This is a genomic window from Ruegeria sp. YTSA105, from assembly GCF_059610225.1.
In genome coordinates this window covers 14001-34343 of the sequence record NZ_JBXWNE010000008.1, presented here as the reverse complement: position 1 = coordinate 34343, position 20343 = coordinate 14001, and the positions used below count along the sequence as shown (strand labels likewise).

24 protein-coding genes and 1 pseudogene are annotated in these 20343 nt (G+C 56.6%); 21 read left to right on the top strand and 4 right to left on the bottom strand.

Going from position 1 to position 20343, the window contains the following annotated elements:
- Positions 1–112: 112 nt before the first annotated feature.
- Complete coding sequence (gene hemN / locus AC2FH2_RS11655; protein WP_496823652.1) at positions 113–1468, bottom strand: oxygen-independent coproporphyrinogen III oxidase; 1356 nt, start codon at positions 1466–1468, stop codon at positions 113–115.
- A 61-nt stretch (positions 1469–1529) separates the two neighbouring features.
- Between hemN and fnrL the strand changes: the two genes are divergently transcribed.
- Entirely contained in the window at positions 1530–2273 is a 744-nt protein-coding gene (gene fnrL, locus AC2FH2_RS11650) for a transcriptional regulator FnrL (protein ID WP_281973102.1), read from the top strand.
- Between the two features lie 72 nt (positions 2274–2345).
- Positions 2346–2600: a GlsB/YeaQ/YmgE family stress response membrane protein gene (locus AC2FH2_RS11645; protein WP_271949803.1), complete on the top strand. Its 255-nt coding sequence runs from the start codon at positions 2346–2348 to the stop codon at positions 2598–2600.
- A gap of 28 nt (positions 2601–2628) precedes the next feature.
- On the opposite strand, the gene AC2FH2_RS11640 is transcribed toward AC2FH2_RS11645, so the two are convergent.
- Positions 2629–3468, bottom strand: coding sequence for a universal stress protein (locus AC2FH2_RS11640; protein ID WP_496823650.1), 840 nt, complete (start codon positions 3466–3468; stop codon positions 2629–2631).
- Between the two features lie 195 nt (positions 3469–3663).
- Here AC2FH2_RS11640 and ccoN point away from each other — a divergent pair, with 195 nt between their 5' ends.
- Genes ccoN through ccoP form a run of 4 tightly spaced genes read left to right on the top strand, consistent with a single transcriptional unit; the run spans position 3664 to position 7098 of the window.
- Positions 3664–5271, top strand: coding sequence for a cytochrome-c oxidase, cbb3-type subunit I (ccoN, locus tag AC2FH2_RS11635; protein ID WP_142636945.1), 1608 nt, complete (start codon positions 3664–3666; stop codon positions 5269–5271).
- A gap of 14 nt (positions 5272–5285) precedes the next feature.
- Positions 5286–6014: a cytochrome-c oxidase, cbb3-type subunit II gene (gene ccoO, locus AC2FH2_RS11630; protein ID WP_142636943.1), complete on the top strand. Its 729-nt coding sequence runs from the start codon at positions 5286–5288 to the stop codon at positions 6012–6014.
- Positions 6015–6025: 11 nt separating this feature from the next.
- Positions 6026–6238, top strand: coding sequence for a cbb3-type cytochrome oxidase subunit 3 (locus AC2FH2_RS11625; protein WP_142636941.1), 213 nt, complete (start codon positions 6026–6028; stop codon positions 6236–6238).
- Positions 6235–7098: a cytochrome-c oxidase, cbb3-type subunit III gene (gene ccoP / locus AC2FH2_RS11620; RefSeq protein ID WP_142636939.1), complete on the top strand. Its 864-nt coding sequence runs from the start codon at positions 6235–6237 to the stop codon at positions 7096–7098. The genes AC2FH2_RS11625 and ccoP overlap by 4 nt, the downstream gene beginning before the upstream one ends.
- 103 nt (positions 7099–7201) lie before the next feature.
- Here ccoP and AC2FH2_RS11615 read toward each other — a convergent pair whose 3' ends face one another.
- Positions 7202–7384, bottom strand: coding sequence for a hypothetical protein (locus AC2FH2_RS11615; RefSeq protein WP_142636937.1), 183 nt, complete (start codon positions 7382–7384; stop codon positions 7202–7204).
- Between the two features lie 100 nt (positions 7385–7484).
- Between AC2FH2_RS11615 and AC2FH2_RS11610 the strand changes: the two genes are divergently transcribed.
- From AC2FH2_RS11610 to rplA, 13 genes and pseudogenes are all read left to right on the top strand, one after another.
- Positions 7485–8360 (top strand): LysR family transcriptional regulator, encoded by an 876-nt coding sequence (locus tag AC2FH2_RS11610; RefSeq protein WP_496823648.1) that lies wholly within the window; start codon positions 7485–7487, stop codon positions 8358–8360.
- Between the two features lie 100 nt (positions 8361–8460).
- Positions 8461–9888, top strand: coding sequence for a cytochrome c oxidase accessory protein CcoG (ccoG, locus tag AC2FH2_RS11605; RefSeq protein WP_271949814.1), 1428 nt, complete (start codon positions 8461–8463; stop codon positions 9886–9888).
- A 2-nt stretch (positions 9889–9890) separates the two neighbouring features.
- On the top strand, positions 9891–10349 hold the full coding sequence (locus AC2FH2_RS11600; RefSeq protein WP_271949816.1) for a FixH family protein: 459 nt from the start codon (positions 9891–9893) through the stop codon (positions 10347–10349).
- Between the two features lie 3 nt (positions 10350–10352).
- Entirely contained in the window at positions 10353–12530 is a 2178-nt protein-coding gene (locus tag AC2FH2_RS11595) for a heavy metal translocating P-type ATPase (protein WP_496823646.1), read from the top strand.
- Between the two features lie 5 nt (positions 12531–12535).
- Positions 12536–12694 (top strand): cbb3-type cytochrome oxidase assembly protein CcoS, encoded by a 159-nt coding sequence (ccoS, locus tag AC2FH2_RS11590; protein WP_142636927.1) that lies wholly within the window; start codon positions 12536–12538, stop codon positions 12692–12694.
- Positions 12695–12764: 70 nt separating this feature from the next.
- Positions 12765–12962 carry a preprotein translocase subunit SecE gene (gene secE, locus AC2FH2_RS11585; protein ID WP_142636925.1) on the top strand — a complete coding sequence of 66 codons (198 nt, stop codon included), beginning with the start codon at positions 12765–12767 and terminating at the stop codon, positions 12960–12962.
- A 201-nt stretch (positions 12963–13163) separates the two neighbouring features.
- Entirely contained in the window at positions 13164–13697 is a 534-nt protein-coding gene (nusG, locus tag AC2FH2_RS11580; protein ID WP_142637254.1) for a transcription termination/antitermination protein NusG, read from the top strand.
- A 207-nt stretch (positions 13698–13904) separates the two neighbouring features.
- Positions 13905–14690: a phosphodiesterase gene (locus AC2FH2_RS11575; RefSeq protein ID WP_496823644.1), complete on the top strand. Its 786-nt coding sequence runs from the start codon at positions 13905–13907 to the stop codon at positions 14688–14690.
- Between the two features lie 3 nt (positions 14691–14693).
- A complete protein-coding gene (locus AC2FH2_RS11570) occupies positions 14694–15557 on the top strand; it encodes an EamA family transporter (RefSeq protein ID WP_496823642.1) in 864 nt (287 codons plus the stop codon).
- A 308-nt stretch (positions 15558–15865) separates the two neighbouring features.
- Positions 15866–16192: a hypothetical protein gene (locus AC2FH2_RS11565; protein ID WP_496823640.1), complete on the top strand. Its 327-nt coding sequence runs from the start codon at positions 15866–15868 to the stop codon at positions 16190–16192.
- 12 nt (positions 16193–16204) lie between these two features.
- Positions 16205–16450, top strand: a pseudogene (locus AC2FH2_RS11560) (hypothetical protein); the annotation flags it as partial.
- Positions 16451–16744: 294 nt separating this feature from the next.
- Complete coding sequence (gene rplK / locus AC2FH2_RS11555; protein ID WP_085823307.1) at positions 16745–17194, top strand: 50S ribosomal protein L11; 450 nt, start codon at positions 16745–16747, stop codon at positions 17192–17194.
- A 1-nt stretch (position 17195) separates the two neighbouring features.
- Entirely contained in the window at positions 17196–17894 is a 699-nt protein-coding gene (gene rplA / locus AC2FH2_RS11550; protein WP_142636917.1) for a 50S ribosomal protein L1, read from the top strand.
- A gap of 70 nt (positions 17895–17964) precedes the next feature.
- On the opposite strand, the gene AC2FH2_RS11545 is transcribed toward rplA, so the two are convergent.
- Positions 17965–18924, bottom strand: coding sequence for a phosphotransferase (locus AC2FH2_RS11545; RefSeq protein WP_496823638.1), 960 nt, complete (start codon positions 18922–18924; stop codon positions 17965–17967).
- 401 nt (positions 18925–19325) lie between these two features.
- On the opposite strand from AC2FH2_RS11545, the gene rplJ reads away from it, so the two are divergent.
- Together rplJ and rplL are read left to right on the top strand one after the other, a co-directional pair.
- Positions 19326–19844 carry a 50S ribosomal protein L10 gene (gene rplJ / locus AC2FH2_RS11540; protein WP_142636913.1) on the top strand — a complete coding sequence of 173 codons (519 nt, stop codon included), beginning with the start codon at positions 19326–19328 and terminating at the stop codon, positions 19842–19844.
- Positions 19845–19923: 79 nt separating this feature from the next.
- On the top strand, positions 19924–20298 hold the full coding sequence (gene rplL / locus AC2FH2_RS11535; RefSeq protein ID WP_142636911.1) for a 50S ribosomal protein L7/L12: 375 nt from the start codon (positions 19924–19926) through the stop codon (positions 20296–20298).
- Positions 20299–20343 lie beyond the last annotated feature (45 nt).

The window sequence follows — 20343 nt, the reverse complement described above, 5'->3', positions numbered from 1 at the left end:
CCTCAGGGTTCGGATCGTTCCGCCCAAGTGTGAAGACAACCAGAGGCTCGCGTCAAGCCCCTGTACTGGTATCTAAGCGGCAGGCCGCACAACCGGGCCCACCTGTAAGCAATCAGATCGCCGAGCTGTGGCCAGCCTTGCTCAGGTCATAGGCGTCAAAGCTGCGGGCAATCATTCGGGTCAGCGGCCGGGCCTCGGGTGGAATGAACAGGCCATCCTTGGTGACGTGTAGCAGATTGTTGAAGTCGGCATTGGCCCTCTGGTACATCTCGTTCAGCTCTTGGGCGGATATGTTGTGGTCACGCAGAATCTCAGCCGAATTGATCTGAAAATCACACATCAGCGCTTCGATCAGACGTGCGCGCAAAATGTCCTGCCCTTTGAACAAATGTCCGCGCGAGGTTGCGAAGCGCCCCTCGCGGATGGCTTTCGTATAGGCCGATGTTGCCGGTGCGTTCTGGGCGTAGCCCTGAGGAAACCGCGAGATCGAGCTTGCGCCCACACCGATCAGCACCTCGGCCTGATCATCCGTATAACCCTGAAAGTTCCGTTTCAGTCGCCCGGTCCTGAGCGCATGTGTCAGACCATCATCCTGCGTGGCAAAGTGGTCAATTCCGATCTCGGCGTAATCATCCCAGAGGAACAGTCGACGCGCCGTCTCGAACAGCTCCAGACGTTGCTCGGGCGTGGGCAATGCGTCCGAAGGAATCAACTGTTGCCGCTTGGCCATCCACGGCACGTGGGCGTATCCGTACAGCGCAACGCGGTCGGGGTTCAGTGACAGCAGTTTCTGTACGCTTTCAGTCATCCTTGATTTGGTCTGATGCGGCAGACCGTACAGGATATCTGCGTTCAGACTGGTAATGCCGCGGGCACGGATCATGTCCACAGCTGCGCGCGTGGTGTCATAGCTTTGGACGCGACCGATAGTTTTCTGAATCTCATCGTCGAAATCCTGCACGCCGATCGAGGCACGGTTCATGCCCGCTTCGGCCAGCGCGTCCAGTCGGGCTTGGTCAATCTCGTTCGGGTCGATTTCGACCGAGAATTCAGCACCCGGGCCCAGCGGGATAACATCCAGAATGCGTGTGGCCAGATCTCGCATCAGATCGGGATTCAACAGCGTTGGTGTGCCGCCGCCCCAGTGCAGACGCGAGAGGGTGACGCCTTGAGGCAGGCGCGCGGCCAGCAGATCAAGCTCGGCCTTGAGGACATCGACATAGGCGATGACCGGGTTGTCAGTTTGCGTCCCCTGTGTTCGGCAGGCACAAAACCAACACAGCCTGCGGCAGAAGGGCACGTGTATGTACAACGAGACGGAGCTGCCGGGTTTAATGCCGGTAATCCAGTCTTCGTAAAGGTTTACCCCCACATCATTGTTGAAGTGAGGGGCTGTTGGATAGCTTGTGTAGCGCGGTACTTTCGCGTCAAATAGTCCAAGCTTTGCAAGTTGTGGTTTAACTATCATGGCGATACCGTTAGAGGACGGCACGCCTAGCAACCTTGATAGAGATCAAGTGGGAACGCGCATGACACAGATTTTCAAAATCGATCATACAAACTGTGAAGATTGTCCAATCCGCCACAGAGCAGTCTGTGCGCATTGCGATGTTCATGAGCTGGAGCTTCTTGAAGGTATTAAATATTATCGCAGCTTCGAGGCTGGGCAGACAATCATCTGGTCCGGTGATCAGATGAATTTCGTGGGCTCGGTCGTGTCGGGGATCGCTTCTTTGACTCAGACCATGGAAGATGGGCGCACGCAGATGGTTGGCCTTTTGCTGCCCAGCGATTTCGTCGGTCGTCCAGGTCGAGATTCAGCGCCTTACGACGTCGTGGCAACGACTGACATTGTCATGTGCTGTTTCCGTAAGAAGCCGTTCGAAGAACTGATGGGTGCGACTCCGCATATCGCGCATCGTTTGCTTCAGATGACATTGGATGAGCTGGACGCTGCCCGTGAATGGATGCTGGTGCTGGGACGCAAGACTGCGCGCGAAAAAATCGCAAGCCTGTTGTCCATCATCGCGCGCCGGGATGCGTCGATTGGGCAGAACGGGAGTTCCAGCCCAATCGTTTTTGATCTTCCGCTGACGCGCGAGGCGATGGCAGACTACCTTGGCCTTACACTGGAAACTGTCAGCCGTCAGATATCCGCCTTGAAGAAAGACGAGATCATCTTGCTAGAAGGAAAGCGCCGTGTATCTGTTCCGGATATGGGCCGGTTGATGGAAGAGGCAGGCGACGATTCCGATGGCGGATATCTGGTGTGATTCACATACGGCGTGACCCGTTGTCTTAACCGTGGTTTAGTGGGACCAGTGAAACTGCGTCAGGAGTAAGTCATGGGATTCAGCAGCCTTTTGGCCATGCTGCTTATTGGTGCCATCGCGGGATGGTTGTCCGGAAAGATCATGGAAGGTCGGGGATTCGGCCTGATTGGCAACATCATCGTCGGCGTAGTTGGCGCATTTCTGGCGGGGGTGATTTTCCCGGCCCTTGGCTTTGCCGTTGGCGGCGGTCTGGTCTCGTCCATTATTTTCGCCACCATCGGGGCGATCATTCTGCTTTTCCTGATCGGCCTTGTGAAACGCGGGTAAAAGCCGCCCGCTGGGCGGCTCTGCCGTTTCAATGTGCCATGAACACTGGAACAGTCGATTGTTCCAGCATATTACGTGTCGCGCCGCCCAGGATGGCTTCTCGGAATCGGGAATGCCCATAGGCGCCCATGACGATCATATCTGTTTCGGTATCCGTCGCATGGCGGTTCAGGATGTCCGATACACGCGACATTGTTTTGCTGAGCACGTCGATTTCGCACTTAACTCCGTGGCGCGACAGCATCTGGGACAACAACCCACCGGGGTCCGAGCGATCCGGCCCATGCGTTGGTGGGTCGATCACCACGATCCGCACCTGATCGGCCCCGATCAGGAAGGGTAGGGCGCAGCGAATTGCGCGCATGGCTTCGACGCTTTCGTTCCAGCCGACCAAGACAGTACCGGGCTTGTCAAAAGGCGTCGTGTTTTCGGGAATGACCAGAACCGGAGCGTGACCTTCGAACATGGCTGCCTCGACGATAGGCTCTGCTTCGACGCCGCGGTCTTTTCCGTAAGGTTGCGGCAGAATAACAAGGTCCGAGAACCGCGCCCGATGGGCGACGTGGCGACCAATATCGGCAATCTGGGCCACGCCGCTTTCTGCAGACCAGCGTACGCCGGAACTGTTCAGATAGGTCTCAGCATAGTGCAGGGTGTCCTCGGCCTCTGCTTTGGCGCGGGACAGGGTCTCCTGCAGAATCAGCGCGTTGGCGCCAGCATAGTAATAACCAGTCTGACTGCGATCGACCCCCAAGCACAGGGCTTCGGCATGCGCATCCTGGGCTGTGGCCAGAGCTGCCATCTGTGCCAGCGCCGGGGCCGATTGTTCCGTTTCCGTTAGAACTGTGAGAAGGGATTTATACGCCATCTTGACCTCTTGCCTCCAGGGCCGTTCCGTCCGCGACATTCCGGCCAAATCATTTCTGTAGCCTTGTCACAATATTCGCTATTCTGTCTTGATACAGATCAAAGCAGTTTGGGCTGTCCTCGGACAAAACAACGACCAGTCAAATGGGTTCCGCGACAAAAATGAATCGCGCGGAGCATGGCAAAGGGACGCAATATGTCAAATTACATCAAGCTGATCGTGCTTGGTCTGATCGTGCTGTTTGCAGCGATCGGGACCAATTATGCACGCGATTTGGCGTATCAGGTGCATGCAATTCTGGTGATGTTGATCGCCGCGGGATTGTTCATCTGGACGCTTAGAAACACGGATGAGCCAGATATCCTCATAGATCGTTCAGGCGAATACATGGACGATGTGGTCCGTTACGGCGTAATCGCGACGGCCTTTTGGGGCGTGGTTGGTTTTCTTGCCGGGACATTCATCGCATTTCAGCTGGCCTATCCGGTGCTGAACTTTGAATGGGCACAAGGATATCTGAATTTTGGCCGATTGCGTCCGCTGCATACATCGGCGGTTATCTTTGCCTTTGGCGGCAACGCACTAATCGCTACGTCCTTCTACGTCGTCCAGCGGACCAGCGCCGCGCGCCTGTGGGGCGGCAATCTGGCATGGTTCGTTTTCTGGGGCTATCAGCTGTTCATTGTGCTGGCTGCGACCGGGTATGTGCTGGGCGGAACCCAGTCCAAGGAATACGCCGAGCCGGAGTGGTATGTCGATCTGTGGCTGACCATCGTCTGGGTGGCCTATCTTGCCGTGTTCCTGGGAACAATCGTCAGGCGGAAAGAGCCTCATATCTATGTGGCGAACTGGTTCTACCTGGCCTTTATCGTTACCGTCGCCATGCTGCATCTGGTCAACAACATGACTATCCCTGTCAGCATCTGGGGTTCGAAATCTGTCATCGTCTGGTCAGGCGTTCAGGACGCAATGATCCAGTGGTGGTACGGCCACAATGCTGTGGGCTTTTTCCTGACTGCCGGTTTCCTGGGCATGATGTACTATTTCATCCCGAAACAGGCCGAACGTCCGGTGTTCAGTTACAAGCTGTCGATCATCCACTTCTGGGCGCTGATCTTCCTGTATATCTGGGCTGGTCCGCACCATTTGCACTATACAGCGCTGCCCGACTGGGCCTCGACACTCGGCATGGTGTTCTCGATCGTGCTGTGGATGCCGTCCTGGGGTGGCATGATCAACGGCCTGATGACCCTATCGGGTGCGTGGGACAAGCTGCGTACGGACCCGGTGATCCGGATGATGGTGATTTCGGTCGGCTTCTATGGCATGTCCACTTTTGAGGGCCCGATGATGTCGATCCGAGCGGTTAACTCTTTGAGCCACTATACCGACTGGACCATTGGTCACGTGCATTCGGGTGCGCTGGGCTGGAACGGCATGATCACCTTTGGTGCGCTGTACTTCCTGGTGCCCGTCTTGTGGAAGCGTGAGCGTCTGTATTCGTTGCAGATGGTCAGCTGGCACTTCTGGCTCGCCACTATCGGCATCGTGCTCTACGCCGCGTCGATGTGGGTGACAGGTATCATGGAAGGCCTGATGTGGCGCGAAGTGGATGCCAACGGTTTCCTTGTGAACTCGTTCGCCGACACCGTGGCTGCCAAGTTCCCGATGTATGTGGTGCGAGCTCTGGGTGGGGTCATGTTCCTCGCTGGGGCGCTGATCATGTGCTACAACCTGTGGATGACTGTGCGGAAAGCGCCGGCCAAAGAGGCCAGCCTGACCGTCGCGGTCCCGGCTGAATAAGGAGGGCCGGAGCAATGGCAATTCTCGACAAACATAAGATCCTCGAGACCAACGCGACCCTCCTGCTGATCTTCAGCTTCCTGGTCGTGACCATCGGTGGCATCGTGCAGATCACCCCGCTGTTCTATCTTGAGAACACCATCGAAAAGGTGGAGGGCATGCGCCCTTACACCCCCTTGGAAATGGCGGGCCGTGACATCTATATCCGCGAAGGCTGCTATGTCTGCCACAGTCAGATGATCCGCCCGATGCGGGATGAGGTCGAGCGCTATGGCCACTACTCGCTGGCGGCTGAATCAATGTATGATCATCCGTTCCAGTGGGGGTCCAAACGCACCGGCCCTGATCTGGCCCGTGTCGGTGGTCGTTATTCTGACCAGTGGCATGTGGATCACCTGCGCAACCCGCAGTCGGTGGTGCCTGAATCTGTAATGCCGAAATACGGCTTCCTCGAGCATCGCAAGATTGACGGTAAGTATATCGGTGATGTCATGAAGGCGAATGCGCTGGTAGGCACGCCCTATACCGAAGAGATGCTGGAGAACGCCGTGGCGGATTTCCGGGCGCAGGCCGATCCCGACAGTGACTATGACGGCCTGCTGGAACGCTATGGTGACAAGGTCAGCGTGCGGAACTTCGATGGTCAGCCCGAGCTGACCGAAGCGGATGCGATGGTCGCTTATCTGCAGATGCTGGGAACGCTGGTCGATTTCTCGACCTTCACCCCAGACGCGAACCGGTAAAGGAGGGTGTGATGGAAGAATATACACTCTTACGGCAATTCGCGGATAGCTGGATGTTGCTGCTGCTCTTTGTTTTCTTTGTTGGGATCATAATCTGGGTTTTTCGCCCGGGTTCCAGCAAGGAATACAAGGACACCGCGAATATCCCGTTTCGGCATGATGATGCACCAGCGCCCCTGCGGGGCGACGACAATCCCGCCACATCCAAGGAGGCGCGGCAATGAGCAAGACACCTGAAAAACAGCCGGGTGATCCGAGTACAACCGGCCACAGCTGGGATGGTATCGAAGAATTCGAAAACCCGATGCCGCGCTGGTGGTTGTGGACATTCTACGCCACCATCTTCTGGGCGGTGATCTATACGATCATGTATCCCGCATGGCCCTTGGTTCAATCCGCCACTGCTGGCGTTTTGGGCTGGTCCTCTCGCGCTCTGGTACAAGAAGAGATGATTGCGTTTGAAGAGGCGAATGCCCCTTGGAACGCCAAGCTTGTGGAAACATCGCTTGAAGATATCTCGGCAGATCCCGAACTGCAGCAATACGCGGCGAATGCCGGGGGCGCGGTGTTCCGTACCTGGTGTGCGCAATGCCACGGCTCAGGCGCGCAGGGTGCACCAGGATTCCCGAACCTGCTGGATGACGCCTGGCTGTGGGGCGGTTCGCTTGAGGATATCGAGACCACAATCGCCTATGGCATTCGCAACGAGGAAAGCGACGATGCGCGCTATTCCGAAATGCCTGCATTTGGCGAAATCCTGGAACATGACGAGATCACCCAAGTGGTTCAATACGTGATGTCCCTGACCAATGCGCAGACTGATGACGTAGCTGCGCAGGCAGGCAAGGTCGTCTTCGAAGATAACTGTTCGTCCTGTCATGGCGAGGATGGCACTGGTGACGTCTTTCAGGGCGCACCCAACCTGACCGATGCGATCTGGCTCTATGGTGGCGACGCAGAGGCATTGACTGAGACCGTGACCAATAGCCGTTTCGGTGTAATGCCTGCTTGGGAAAACCGCCTTACCGACGCGCAGATCCGCGCTGTGACGGCCTATGTCCACCAGTTGGGTGGCGGTCAGTAAGGCCAAAAGAATACCTTCGGACGGTTCGCCGCCCGAAGGTTAAGGCACCGGCTGTTCTCTCTGTTCGCGCGTTTCCTGAACAGCCGGTGCTACTATTTTCAGACTACAGGCCCCCATTGGTGCAGTCCAGATGCGCCTTTTCGCGCGGGCCAGACTTTTCAATCCACCAGTGATGGTCCGGCAGCCAACTGCCGCGCGCAAGGTCGCGGCTATCTGTGCCAGTGCCTTTGCCGTTAGCCTCTGTTTTGGTGGCTACCATGAAACTTCGTGCCAGTATCGCAAGCATCTGATCCCTCCTGGATTGTGTTGCCGCTGTTATCAGGATTGATCTTTAGCCTGATAAATGCGACTCAATTACCATTCCAATATGTAAGTAGGACTTACAGATGAACTGGATGGATATGCCGCCGCTTGCGGCTTTGCGCGCCTTTTCTGCCTTTGCTGAGACTGGAAATGTTGTTCAGGCAGGGGCGTCGCTGAATGTCAGTCACGCAGCGATCAGCCAACAACTGCGTGCGCTTGAAAAACACCTGGATCTGGCCCTTCTGGACCGATCCGGTAAATCCATGACCCTGACGGCCGAGGGCAAGGTTCTGGCGCGTGCCCTGCATTTGGGATTTGGGGCCATAGGTGCGGCGGTCACTGACCTGAAGCGTGCAACCGAGGATCGCCCGGTCCACGTATCGCTGACGGCCTCTTTCGCAGCTTCATGGCTTATGCCGCGCTTGCCCGCATTTCAGGCCGAGCATCCAGGCATTCACCTTGCGCTGGATCCCTCGCCCCGGTTGGTCGATCTGCGCCCGGGCGGCGTGGATCTGGCGATCAGATATGGGGCAGGGGACTGGCCCGATGTGACGGCCGAACTGCTGTTGCAAAGTCCGATCGTGATTGTCGCCGCGCCATCCCTGTTGACTGGGCGGGCACCTGTGACACCTAAAGCACTCAGCCGTCTGCCCTGGCTTGAGGAGTTCGGCACAACGGAGGCAACGCAATGGCTGGCCCGTCACGGCGTGGGCCATAGCCCCGGCGCTGGCCGCATCGCCTTGCCGGGAAACCTGCTGCTTGAGGGAGTGCGCGCCGGGCAGGGTGTGACGGCCACCGTGCGGCATTTTGTCGAAGCGGATATCATTGCGGGTCGATTGGTCGAACTGTTCCGCGAACTCGACGGGCGCGGATACCATATTGTCACCGGAAATATGCCGCTTCGTCCTGGGGTGAAGATATTTATCAGGTGGCTCAGGCGGCAAGCTGGTAAGATGTGACAAAAGGTGTCTTTACGATGCGCTTTTGACCCATGTCAAAGTGGCTGCCCGTATGATCTGGAAGAAGACGCCGTAGAACAGCTACATCTGGAGCCAGCCCGTGAGCGATTCCGACCCCGCCCCCAGCCTATACGCAGCGCGCGAACCGATCTTTCCCCGCCGCGTGTCCGGCCCGTTTCGCAACCTGAAATGGTTCATCATGGCGGTCACGCTGGGGATCTATTACGTCACACCCTGGATCAGATGGGATCGCGGTCCCAGCCTCCCGGACCAGGCGGTGCTGCTGGATCTGGCCAACCGGCGCTTTTACTTTTTCTGGATCGAGATCTGGCCGCACGAGTTCTATTTCGTGGCCGGGTTGCTGATCATGGCCGGTCTGGGCCTGTTTCTGTTTACATCGGCGCTGGGGCGCGTGTGGTGCGGCTATGCCTGCCCGCAGACCGTCTGGACTGATTTGTATATCTTGGTCGAGCGCTGGATCGAAGGTGATCGAAACGCCCGTCTGCGCCTGCATCGTCAGAAAAAGATGGATTTCCACAAAGCAAGGCTGCGTGTCACCAAATGGGTCGCTTGGCTGTTTATTGGCCTGGCAACGGGTGGTGCCTGGGTGTTCTATTTCGCGGATGCGCCAACGCTGGTCCGTGACCTAGTGACCGGAGATGCACATCCGGTCGCCTATACAACCATATTGATCCTGACGGGGACGACCTTTTTGTTTGGTGGGTTCGCACGCGAGCAGATCTGTATTTACGCCTGTCCCTGGCCGCGCATTCAGGCCGCGATGATGGACGAGGATACTCTGGTGGTTGGGTATCGCGAATGGCGCGGTGAACCGCGCGGCAAAGGCAAGCGGACCGCGGATTCCGATCTTGGGGACTGCATTGATTGCATGGCCTGTGTGAATGTCTGCCCTGTCGGTATCGACATCCGCGACGGTCAGCAGCTTGAATGTATCACCTGTGCGCTGTGCATCGACGCCTGCGATGACATGATGGCCAAAATTGGCAAGCCGCGTGGCTTGATCGACTACATGGCGTTGAGCGACGAATCGAGTGAACGCGCCGGTCATCCGCCCAAGAATGTCTGGAAACACATCCTGCGGCCTCGGACCATCATGTATACGGGTATGTGGTCTGCGGTTGGCTTCGCGCTTTTGTTCGCCCTGTTCATCCGGTCTGACATTGATCTGACCGTAGCGCCGGTGCGAAACCCGACATTTGTAACCCTTTCTGACGGAACTATCCGTAACACTTATGATGTACGACTGCGGAACAAACATGGCGAGGACCGCCCATTCCAACTGACCCTGTCCGGTGATCCGGCCCTGAAGATACAGATCGAGGGGGTTGAAGGTGAGACTGTCAATGTGACGGCGGATACGGCACAGTTGACCCGTGTTTACATCGTCGCATCGGGCGACACCGGGCCAGCAACTTTGGATACGACGCCGGTCCGCATCTGGGTCGAAGACCTGCAGAGCGGTGAGCGCGCCTATAAGGACACCACGTTTAACGGACGAGGGAACTGAACATGGCTGAACGTAAATTCACCGGCAAACATGCGCTGGCTGTGTTCGTTGCATCCTTTGGCGTGATCATCACGGTGAACCTGGTTCTGGCCTATAGCGCGGTGAAGACCTTTCCGGGGCTCGAGGTCAAGAATTCCTATGTCGCCAGCCAGGAATTCAACGAACGCCTGAAGGAACATCAGGCGCTGGGCTGGTTTATCCGCGCCGAGATTTCGGGCGGATTGCTGATCCTGCATATAACCGATCAGACGGGCGCACCGGTCAAGGTGGCTGACCTGCAGGCCGTTGTGGGCCGCGCGACCCATGTCAAAGATGATTTTGCTCCTGATTTCATATTCGACGGGACTGCATATGCGACTCCGGCATCGCTGGGTCCGGGCAACTGGAACATTCGGCTGGTTGCCAAAGATCACAGCGGGGCCGAGTTTGCACAGCGCGTGCCGCTTTATGTGAAAGGCTAGGGGATGTCTGCGCAGATGTCCTCTGGCACCGCAGCTTGCCCCGGCTGTATCGCCGCCCCGGCAGAGCCCGCAAGGCCGATCCCGCAGGATGTGCAGATCGCGCTGTCATTGCCGGGAATTCACTGCTCGGCCTGTATTGCCACGGTCGAGCGTGAATTGAATGCCCAGCCCGGGGTCGAAGACGCGCGCGTGAACCTGACCTTGAAACGTGCGATGGTCAAAGCCGCGCCCGATCTGCGGGCCGCCGATCTGATCACGGTGCTTGAACGCGTAGGCTTTGAGGCGCACGAGCTGGACCCTGGATCCCTGTCTGCCACGCAGTCCGACAAAGCCGGTCGCGACCTGTTGATGCGGTTGGCGGTGGCTGGTTTTGCCTCGATGAATGTAATGTTGCTGTCTGTCTCTGTCTGGTCAGGGGCAACCGATGCAACGCGCGACATGTTCCACTGGATTTCGGCAGCGATTGCTTTGCCTGCGATCGCGTTTTCGGCGCAGCCCTTCTTTGCCAATGCCTGGAGCGCCTTGCGCGTCGGTCGCCTGAATATGGATGTGCCAATCGTGTTGGCAATCCTGTTGGCATTGGCCACATCGCTGTGGGAAACCGCGCTGAGTGGTGAGCACGCCTATTTTGACGCCGCCCTGACCCTGACGTTCTTTCTGCTGGCCGGTCGCTATCTGGACTACCGTACCCGCGCCGCCGCCCGATCCGCAGCCGAGGAGTTGACCGCGTTGGAAGTTCCGCGCGCGATCAGGCTGGCCGATGGTCAAGAAGTTGAGGTGCCCGTCGCAACGCTGAGCGTGGGAGATCTGATCCTGGTACGTCCCGGAGGCCGAATGCCGGTGGATGGCGAAATCGTTTCCGGGCAATCCGAGCTCGACCGATCGCTGCTGACGGGTGAAACCTTGCCAGTATTTGCGGAAACCGGTCTGACGGTCAGTGCTGGCGAGGTAAATCTAACGGGTCCATTGACCGTACGGGCGACAGCCGTGGGTGAGGATACTTCGCTGCACCGCATGGCCGATCTTGTGGCCATCGCGGAATCTGGGCGGTCGCGTTATACTTCGCTGGCGGATAAGGCAGCCAAGCTTTATGCACCGGGCGTGCATATCCTGTCGGCGCTGAGCTTTCTGGGCTGGTATATCTATTCCGGCGATATCCGCACCGCGCTGAATATCGCAGCAGCGGTGCTGATCATCACCTGCCCCTGTGCGCTGGGTCTGGCCGTGCCGGCGGTGACGACTGCGGCCTCGGGCCGGTTGTTCCGCAAGGGGATGCTGATCAAACACGCCACAGCGCTGGAACGCCTGGCCGAGGTGGATACGGTTGTGTTCGACAAGACGGGAACACTGACCTCGGGAACGCCGGAGCTGACCAATCTCGCGGATCATGCGCCCGGAGATCTGGAAATTGCACTGGCACTGGCCGAGGCCTCGTCGCACCCGCTCTCTGTTGCGCTGGCGCAGGCTGCCCGTCAAGCGGGGGTCACGCCCGCAAATGTCGAGGGGATCTCTGAAGTTCCGGGGTACGGCACCGAAGGCATCTTTCAGGACCATCCCGTGCGTCTGGGACGCGCCGAATGGACCGGTGGGCAAGAGGCTGAACAAACTGCGGCCTGGCTGTCGTCAGCAGGGCGGGCGCCTTCAGTGTTCTTGTTCTCGGACAAATTGCGCGCCGGTGCGGCTGAGGCGGTTCAGGCGTTTCGCGATGAGGGGAAAAAGGTCATTTTGATCTCGGGCGATACGCAAGGCGCGGTTGAGATGCTGGCCGGTAAGCTGGGGATTGAGACATGGATTGCGCAGGCCCTGCCGCAGGACAAGGCAACCCATGTGCAAAGCTTGCGGGATCAAGGCTGCCACGTCCTGATGGTTGGTGACGGGCTGAACGACACGGCGGCGCTGGCCGCGGCGCATGTGTCGATTTCACCGGCCTCGGCGCTAGATGCTGCGCGCGTGGCATCCGATATCGTGCTGTTGGGTAACGACCTGTCGCCGATTGCGGGTGCCTGCGATACCGCGGTTAAGGCAACGAAACGGATTCGCGAGAACTTCCGTATTGCAACCATCTATAATATCATTGCAGTGCCGCTGGCGGTTGCGGGCCTAGCCACGCCGCTGATCGCGGCATTGGCAATGTCGACCTCGTCCATTACCGTTTCTCTGAACGCGCTGCGGCTAAGGTGATCTGAATGGAAGTTCTGGCCTATCTCATACCGATTTCCCTGCTTTTGGGAGGGGTTGGCCTGTTTGCGTTCATCTATACCGTTCGGTCGAACCAGTATGACGACCCTGAAGGCGATGCGCGCCGCATTCTAAGCGACGAATGGGACGATAAGCCCAAGCCCTGACGGCCCCCTTGAAATTGCCTCAATGCCCGGTTATGTCCGGCCCATCCGCTAGCAGAGAGAACAAAGCCAAATGGCAACTATGAATCCGATCCAGTTTATTCAGCAGGTCCGTGCCGAGGTTTCAAAGGTCGTCTGGCCAACCCGCCGCGAGGTGTTGCTGACCACGGTCATGGTGTTCATCATGGCAGCACTGACGGCTGTGTTCTTTGCGCTGGTCGATCTTGGTATTCGTGGTGGCCTGCAGCTGATTCTGGGCATGTTCGGTTAAACCGGGCCGGGCAGGTCGGAAACGTCGCTGCCCCCTTGCACAGCTTGCGATGTCAGAGTAGGTGACGCGGTACTATTCGGAATGGGCGTGCGGCGATTCGGGCTGTGCGCCGCTTTTTATTCCGGGTGACGCGACAGATTTTCAATAACGGCTTTTCCGGTAGATGGAATGCAGCCGAAGGCAAACAAGGACGACAGGTTCATGGCGAAACGGTGGTACTCGGTCAGCGTTCTTTCGAATTTCGAAAAGAAGATCGCAGAGCAGATCCGCACGTCGGTGGCCGAGCAGGGCCTTGAGGATGACATTGACGAAGTTCTGGTGCCCACCGAAGAGGTGATCGAAGTGCGCCGGGGCAAGAAAGTCACAACCGAACGTCGCTTTATGCCGGGTTACGTGCTGGTGCATATGGAAATGTCGGATCAAGGGTATCACCTGGTCAACTCGATCAACCGGGTCACTGGTTTTCTGGGTCCGCAAGGCCGCCCGATGCCGATGCGCGATGCCGAGGTGAACCAGATCCTCAACCGTGTCCAGGAGGGCGAAGAAGCGCCCAAGCTGATGATCTCGTTCGAAATTGGCGAGAAGGTCAAGGTGAATGACGGTCCGTTCGAAGATTTCGACGGCATGGTCGAAGGTGTGGATGACGATAACCAGAAGCTGAAGGTCTCGGTCTCGATCTTTGGCCGAGAAACCCCGGTCGAGCTGGACTTCACTCAGGTCACCAAACAAAGCTAATTTCCAATTAGCGAAATTTGACAACGCCGCGTTGCCCTGGGCACTGCGGCGTTTCTTGTTTTGGAGCCTTCAGCCCGTTATCAGACCCGGGCAAATCAGGGCGGAACTGATCTGTCGAAATCGGGATAATCTTTGTCGTAACCAATGGGGATGGAACCCGGCCGCCTGGCATATTTGGACAACCATACAAGGCAAGTGGGCAGGTAGATGAAATTCATACATATTACAGATATACACCTTGTTGACCAAGACGGGCACCTGAATGGCTGCGTTCCTTCGACCCAATTTTCCCGTTGCCTTGAGGACATCGCCAAATGGCATTCGGATGCAGCGTTTTGCGTGATATCCGGCGACCTGGCCGAGTTTGGAAGGGCTGAAGCCTATCAGGTGCTCAAGTCACATCTGGACGGTTTCCCGCTGTCTTGTCACCTGATGATCGGCAACCATGATGATCGTCAGGTTTTCAGAACGGTCTTTACGGATGACCATGTGGATTCAAATGGCTTTGTTCAGCACAGCATCGAGACCGACGCGGGAAAGTTTATCTTTCTGGATACGACAAAAGACGGTGCGGATATGCATGAAGGCCAGCTGTGCACCTTGCGTTTGAATTGGCTGAAAGAACAGCTGATCTCGGCGGGGGATAAGCCCTGCTATTTGTTCATGCACCACCCGCCTTTTGACATCGGCATTCCCTATGTGGACGACATCCGCCTGGTCGAAGCCGAAGTGTTTTTTGAAACACTCGGTCACGGGCGTAACATTCGCCACGTCTTCTATGGGCATGTCCATCGCATGACCTATGTGAATTGGCGTGGCATCCCGTTCACCAGTCTGCCCAGCCTCAATCACCAAATCCCTCTGACTGCCGACAGCGTTGACGGGGAATTCTGTGATGAACCGCCAGCCTATGGAGTTGTGCAGGTTGCGGACGACCAGATGACTGTGCACTATAACACCTTTCTGCAGCGCAATCCGCTTCATCAGACCTGAGATATGGAACTTGGCCTGATTGTTCTGGTTCTGATTTCGGCGGCGACACATCCGCTGCGGGATCTGTTGTTGAAAGACACGGCGCATCCGGTGTCCTGTTATGTCGGTGTAGCGCTGACCTGGGTCATTCTTGCGGCGCTTCACGCTCGACTGGTTGGCCAGCCCCTGACCGTCAGCCGCGAGGTCTGGCCTCTGGTGCTGGTTTCTTCCCTGGGGTTGAGTTTTTATTACTATGGCACGCTTTCAGCCCTGCGCCGGGGCAACCTTTCGGTGTATTATCCGATCATCCGTTCCTCGCCGATTGCCATCGTTGCCTTTAGCTGGCTTGCGCTGGATCAGCAGTATTCGTGGCTCATCCTTGTAGGGATTTCGCTGGTCCTGATGGGCAGCCTGATGATCCAGAAATCTCCGGGCGGATTGCTGCATGATCACAAGGCTTTTGCGCTGGCTGTCATGGCGATGCTTGGCTCGGCCGCCTATTCGCTGAGCGATGCAGGCGCTATGCAAAAAACAACCCCCGCGCCTTTCCTGTTCTACTGTTATATCCTGGTGACATTGACCCTTGCCGGCATCCGGGCCTGGGAAGATCGCCATATGTCGACCCCATTTCTAGGCGTGGTACGAGGCTGGACACTCGCCCCGTGGCGGATCGTATTCGCAGGGATTGCGTCCTATCTATCCTACCTTTTTATCCTGAAAGCTTTCCAGTTAGGCGCCGAGGCCGCACCTGTCAGCGCGGTCCGGCAGGCCTCGATTCCGGTATCCGTAGTCCTTGCCGCGCTCGTCCTGAAAGAGCCGCGCTTTCTTCACCGCATCGGCTGGGCCTGCCTGATCGCGCTTGGGATATTGGCAATCACACAGTCCTGATTAGCCTTTGCGCGACAACTGGCAAGCAAGGCAGAGGTGCACCAGGTTTTCTACATCATTCGGCGAGGCGGCGAAGCGCCCAAGCTGATGATCTCGTTCGAAATCGGCGAGTAGATCACGGCCTACTCTGGTCCATTCGTGGATTTCGACGGGATGGTCGAGGGCGTGGATGACCAGAGGCAGGAGGCAAAATTTATTCGGTGGATTTTGAGGCGTCGCATTGCCCTAGCCAGTGCAGGATCTTGGCTGGCTGAACGTTTACATTGATGATCTGGGTTGGTACAAAACTGCCCTATTGATTTGACCGAATGTTTTTTTCGAAAAGTGACCACAAGGCGTTTTTCATGCGTGCGTTCATCTATTTTGTTTTCTTGATTTTGGCTGCGTGTACCGCTGATGTTTTGTCACCCGAAGTGTTGTCCTCGAAAGTAGCGCGCGCATCGTCCGCAGAGCTGTGTTCCGCATATCGGCTCCCAAGTACGACATTGCGGGGGAAACTGATGATCGAAGCAGAGCTGGCTGCTCGAAAAGTGAACCAATGTGGTTATAGCAATTATGGTCAGTACAGCCTGTCTACAGCTGGGACCAAATCCTACGAGCGACCGTTTTCATCCGAGGCAGCAGGGGGTGACTAGTATTGTGATGACTTTCCGAATGGCGCAGCAGCGCAAAGGTTCTTCTTAGCCTCTGGTGGACCTGTATCTGATCCACATAATATGGATCTTGATGGCGATGGTCTCGCGTGTGAGTGGGGTGCTCAGATCAGGAGAGTATCTTCGTACCGCCGACCGGTTGCCAGCGTTAGGCGCGTGACCTCACGATGCTACACGGGTCCAAGAGGCGGAACCTACACAATCACGGCGAGTGGAAACAAGAACTATGGCGGCTGCTAAGTTGCTCTGATAGCGCGCAAGGTTGTGCATGTAGCGGGTGCAATCTCATTGGGCGATGACAGATGCTGGTTTGCTGTTGCTTAGCTTTTGTGCGAGGGTCGGTTTGGGTTCGATGTGGCTGCTTCAGGCCGTGATTCAAACCCTTGCCAACACTTCCGTTCCCCTGTAAATGCCGCCTCTATCGTCTTTGGGCGAGATTCTCTCGTGGGAGATTACCGGGATCGCGATCCCGGATCGGACCACGCAACATAATCTGGGTGAAACGCGTTTCACTTTAGTTGAAAGGAAAACCAAATGGCCAAGAAGCTTGCTGGTACAATGAAACTGCAGGTTCCTGCAGGTCAGGCGAACCCGTCGCCGCCAGTTGGTCCGGCGCTGGGTCAGCGCGGCATCAACATCATGGAATTCTGCAAGGCGTTCAACGCCAAGACCGCAGACATGGAGCAAGGCGCGCCTTGCCCGACCGTGATCACCTATTATCAGGACAAGTCCTTCACCATGGACATCAAGACGCCACCAGCGTCTTATTACCTGAAGAAAGCAGCTGGCCTGAAGCCGGTTGGCAAGCGTAATCGCCCCCGTGGTGCGGAAAACCCAGGTCGTGAGACCGTGGCATCCGTGACCTCGAAGCAGGTTCGCGAAATCGCCGAAGCCAAAATGAAAGATCTGAACGCCAACGACGTCGAAGGCGCAATGCAGATCATCCTGGGCTCGGCCCGCTCTATGGGCATCGAGGTGAAGTAAGATGGCAAAACTCGGTAAACGTACCCGCGCTGCGCGCGAAGCTGTCGCTGGCAAGGAAAACCTGTCGGTCGAAGAAGCAGTTGCCCTGGTCAAAGCCAACGCAACTTCGAAATTCGATGAGACCATCGAAATCGCTCTGAACCTGGGCGTTGACACCCGTCACGCGGACCAGATGGTTCGTGGCGTTGTTGGCCTGCCGAATGGCACCGGTAAAACAATGCGCGTTGCTGTATTCGCTCGTGGCCCCAAGGCTGACGAAGCGAAAGAAGCAGGCGCGGACATCATCGGCGCAGAAGACCTGATGGAAACCATTCAGGGCGGCACCATTGAATTCGATCGTTGCATAGCAACCCCGGACATGATGCCCATCGTTGGTCGTCTTGGTAAAGTTCTGGGCCCCCGCAACCTGATGCCGAACCCCAAGGTTGGCACTGTGACCATGGACGTGAAAGCGGCCGTAGAAGCAGCTAAAGGCGGCGAAGTTCAGTTCAAAGCTGAAAAAGGCGGCGTTGTGCACGCTGGCGTTGGCAAAGCGTCCTTCGACGAAGCCAAGCTGGCAGAAAACGTTCGTGCATTTGTGACCGCTGTTGCCAAAGCCAAGCCAACAGGCGCCAAAGGCACCTACATGAAGAAAATCGCGCTGAGCTCGACCATGGGCCCAGGCGTGACTCTGGATGTGGCTGCTGCTGCGGGCGAGTAAGCCCCTAGCTTACAGCTAAAATGATTAGACCCGAACGGTGAAGGCTGTTCGGGTCTTTCTTTTTCAGCCCTCACTCATACACGGCTTGCAGGCGCAGGTTCAGGCGGTCTCTGCGAAAGCTCTCGTATTCGCTGCAGGTTCTGTCCAATCGCCATAGGTCCAGCCAATCCATCGCCAGACGTGCGCGCATGCACATATCCAAAACGTCCATCTGAATTGGATGGCGATATTTGCTAAAGAACATGTCTTTGTTCGTTTTCAGGATGCCGCTTGGATCAATCTGATCACCAGTGCCATCACGAAAGATATCGGACTTTAGAAAGTCGACAATATCATATACAGCCAGCTTTTCCCGCGTTTCGGTAAAATCCAGGCCGATCATTTCGCCTTGCCCGACGATCAGATTTTGACTGTGACAATCTCCGTGTGCAAGGACCAGCAGTTCAGGGGTGCCTTTTAGCTGTAATGCCTCGTCAGTCAGATGCTGTACCATATTCCGCCCCCAGGGCTGTGCTATGTCCGGGGCAAGACGTAGCAAAGCCTGAAGCCTGTCGATCATCCAGCTAGGGCGGAAATCATAGGTCTTGATGGGTTGAAAGCTGTGCAGCTCGTTCAGCCACGATCCGGCGCGGCGATAGATGCGGCCGATCTGGTCGTCATCCAGGCTGTTATGGATAAGATCCGCAGCGGTGGGGCGGTCAATAAACTGCGTCACAAAAAACGCCTCACCCGGTGAAATATAGACTGGATCGACAACCCCCGCGGTTTCGTACTGCGCAAAGTGGTCGGTCAGCTTTCTGAGCATATCAAACTCATCGCGCAAACGTCCCGTCCCGGGCGATTCCGTATCGACCTTTAGGGCATAGTCCTGGCGCGCACCTCGGACCCTGAGCACTATACGCGAGCCCGCAAAATCATGAGAACGATAGACGCACTCGAAACCCGCCGGTCCATCCTCTGGCGTTTGATCCAGGAACTCCTGAACAAAGCCGCGCGCGCGTTCGTATTCGTCTGTGGTGAGAGTCAGCATTCAGGGATGGATACCTAAGAAGAAAGGGGCTTAGCCAGACTGGACCTCAGCGTATGGAACATGTCAATCTAGGACACTGTTCCGATGCCGGCTGCGCTGCTCGATCATTTCCGGTTTCGGCCCAATTTACCCCTTGGAAACCCGGCGTAACTGCCATAAAGAGAGCTGCGAAGTAAAGCGTGCGATTCGTCGTGCGCTTTATTTTGTTTCGTCCAAGACGGTGGGTGGTGTCATCTGACCCCTTAATTCCCTGCCTGAGACGGGTAAGACCAAAGAATTCTGAGGGCTTCGATCCTCGGGCGAATTTTGGCTAATCCCGTAACAACGGACCTGAACGCCGGAGCGTAAGCTGCGGCAAATATGAGCCGGGGTGAGATATCACCCCTAACTTGGAGAAAACTGTGGATAGAGCCCAGAAAGAGAAAGTGGTCGACGAGCTCGGCCAAATCTTCGAAAGCTCTGGCGTCGTAGTGGTTGCACACTACGCCGGTCTGACAGTTGCCGAGATGCAGGACCTTCGCGCACGTGCTCGTGACGCGGGTGGTGCCGTGCGTGTTGCCAAGAACAGGCTCGCCAAAATCGCCCTCGACGGAAAGCCATGTGAAAGCATTGCCGACCTGCTGACGGGGATGACCGTTCTGACCTATTCTGAGGACCCTGTGGCAGCAGCCAAAGTGGCCCAGGACTACGCCAAAGAGAACCAAAAGTTCGAAATTCTTGGCGGTGCAATGGGTGAGAACGCTCTGGATCGTGCCGGCGTTGAAGCCGTGTCCAAAATGCCTTCGCGCGAGGAGCTTATTGCTACTATCGCGGGCATGCTGGGCGCACCTGCTTCGAACATCGCTGGCGCAATTGGCGCACCTGCAAGCAACATCGCAAGCATCCTTTCCACCATCGAAGAGAAGGCGGAAGCTGCGTAAGCGGTTGGCACTGAATGATCTGCGTAGGGTAGTCACCCTGACGTTGGAACACACACTGTAAACGGAAAGAGCTGATAAAATGGCTGATCTGAAAGCACTCGCAGAAAGCATCGTGGGTCTGACCCTGCTGGAAGCACAAGAACTGAAAACCATCCTCAAAGACGAATATGGCATCGAGCCCGCAGCAGGCGGCGCAGTTGTCATGGCAGCCGGTGGCGACGCCGGTGGCGCAGCTGAGGAAGAAAAAACCGAATTCGACGTCGTTCTGAAGAACGCCGGCGCTTCGAAAATCAACGTGATCAAAGAAGTTCGCGGCATCACCGGTCTGGGCCTGAAAGAAGCCAAAGAGCTGGTCGAAGCTGGCGGCAAGATCAAAGAAGCTGTGTCGAAAGACGAAGCCGAAGACATCAAAGGCAAGCTGGAAGCAGCTGGCGCCGAGGTCGAACTGGCCTAAGTCAGTCTTTTGGTGCATCGCAGATGCACCGGAAATTTGGCTGGT

What these genes read in the sequence shown, in the direction of transcription:
- hemN (WP_496823652.1), bottom strand. Translation starts at nt 1,468, where the DNA reads ATGATAGTTAAACCACAACTTGCAAAGCTTGGACTATTTGACGCGAAA.
- fnrL (WP_281973102.1), top strand. Translation starts at nt 1,530, where the DNA reads ATGACACAGATTTTCAAAATCGATCATACAAACTGTGAAGATTGTCCA.
- AC2FH2_RS11645 (WP_271949803.1), top strand. Translation starts at nt 2,346, where the DNA reads ATGGGATTCAGCAGCCTTTTGGCCATGCTGCTTATTGGTGCCATCGCG.
- AC2FH2_RS11640 (WP_496823650.1), bottom strand. Translation starts at nt 3,468, where the DNA reads ATGGCGTATAAATCCCTTCTCACAGTTCTAACGGAAACGGAACAATCG.
- ccoN (WP_142636945.1), top strand. Translation starts at nt 3,664, where the DNA reads ATGTCAAATTACATCAAGCTGATCGTGCTTGGTCTGATCGTGCTGTTT.
- ccoO (WP_142636943.1), top strand. Translation starts at nt 5,286, where the DNA reads ATGGCAATTCTCGACAAACATAAGATCCTCGAGACCAACGCGACCCTC.
- AC2FH2_RS11625 (WP_142636941.1), top strand. Translation starts at nt 6,026, where the DNA reads ATGGAAGAATATACACTCTTACGGCAATTCGCGGATAGCTGGATGTTG.
- ccoP (WP_142636939.1), top strand. Translation starts at nt 6,235, where the DNA reads ATGAGCAAGACACCTGAAAAACAGCCGGGTGATCCGAGTACAACCGGC.
- AC2FH2_RS11615 (WP_142636937.1), bottom strand. Translation starts at nt 7,384, where the DNA reads ATGCTTGCGATACTGGCACGAAGTTTCATGGTAGCCACCAAAACAGAG.
- AC2FH2_RS11610 (WP_496823648.1), top strand. Translation starts at nt 7,485, where the DNA reads ATGAACTGGATGGATATGCCGCCGCTTGCGGCTTTGCGCGCCTTTTCT.
- AC2FH2_RS11600 (WP_271949816.1), top strand. Translation starts at nt 9,891, where the DNA reads ATGGCTGAACGTAAATTCACCGGCAAACATGCGCTGGCTGTGTTCGTT.
- AC2FH2_RS11595 (WP_496823646.1), top strand. Translation starts at nt 10,353, where the DNA reads ATGTCTGCGCAGATGTCCTCTGGCACCGCAGCTTGCCCCGGCTGTATC.
- ccoS (WP_142636927.1), top strand. Translation starts at nt 12,536, where the DNA reads ATGGAAGTTCTGGCCTATCTCATACCGATTTCCCTGCTTTTGGGAGGG.
- secE (WP_142636925.1), top strand. Translation starts at nt 12,765, where the DNA reads ATGGCAACTATGAATCCGATCCAGTTTATTCAGCAGGTCCGTGCCGAG.
- nusG (WP_142637254.1), top strand. Translation starts at nt 13,164, where the DNA reads ATGGCGAAACGGTGGTACTCGGTCAGCGTTCTTTCGAATTTCGAAAAG.
- AC2FH2_RS11575 (WP_496823644.1), top strand. Translation starts at nt 13,905, where the DNA reads ATGAAATTCATACATATTACAGATATACACCTTGTTGACCAAGACGGG.
- AC2FH2_RS11570 (WP_496823642.1), top strand. Translation starts at nt 14,694, where the DNA reads ATGGAACTTGGCCTGATTGTTCTGGTTCTGATTTCGGCGGCGACACAT.
- AC2FH2_RS11565 (WP_496823640.1), top strand. Translation starts at nt 15,866, where the DNA reads ATGTTTTTTTCGAAAAGTGACCACAAGGCGTTTTTCATGCGTGCGTTC.
- rplK (WP_085823307.1), top strand. Translation starts at nt 16,745, where the DNA reads ATGGCCAAGAAGCTTGCTGGTACAATGAAACTGCAGGTTCCTGCAGGT.
- rplA (WP_142636917.1), top strand. Translation starts at nt 17,196, where the DNA reads ATGGCAAAACTCGGTAAACGTACCCGCGCTGCGCGCGAAGCTGTCGCT.
- AC2FH2_RS11545 (WP_496823638.1), bottom strand. Translation starts at nt 18,924, where the DNA reads ATGCTGACTCTCACCACAGACGAATACGAACGCGCGCGCGGCTTTGTT.
- rplL (WP_142636911.1), top strand. Translation starts at nt 19,924, where the DNA reads ATGGCTGATCTGAAAGCACTCGCAGAAAGCATCGTGGGTCTGACCCTG.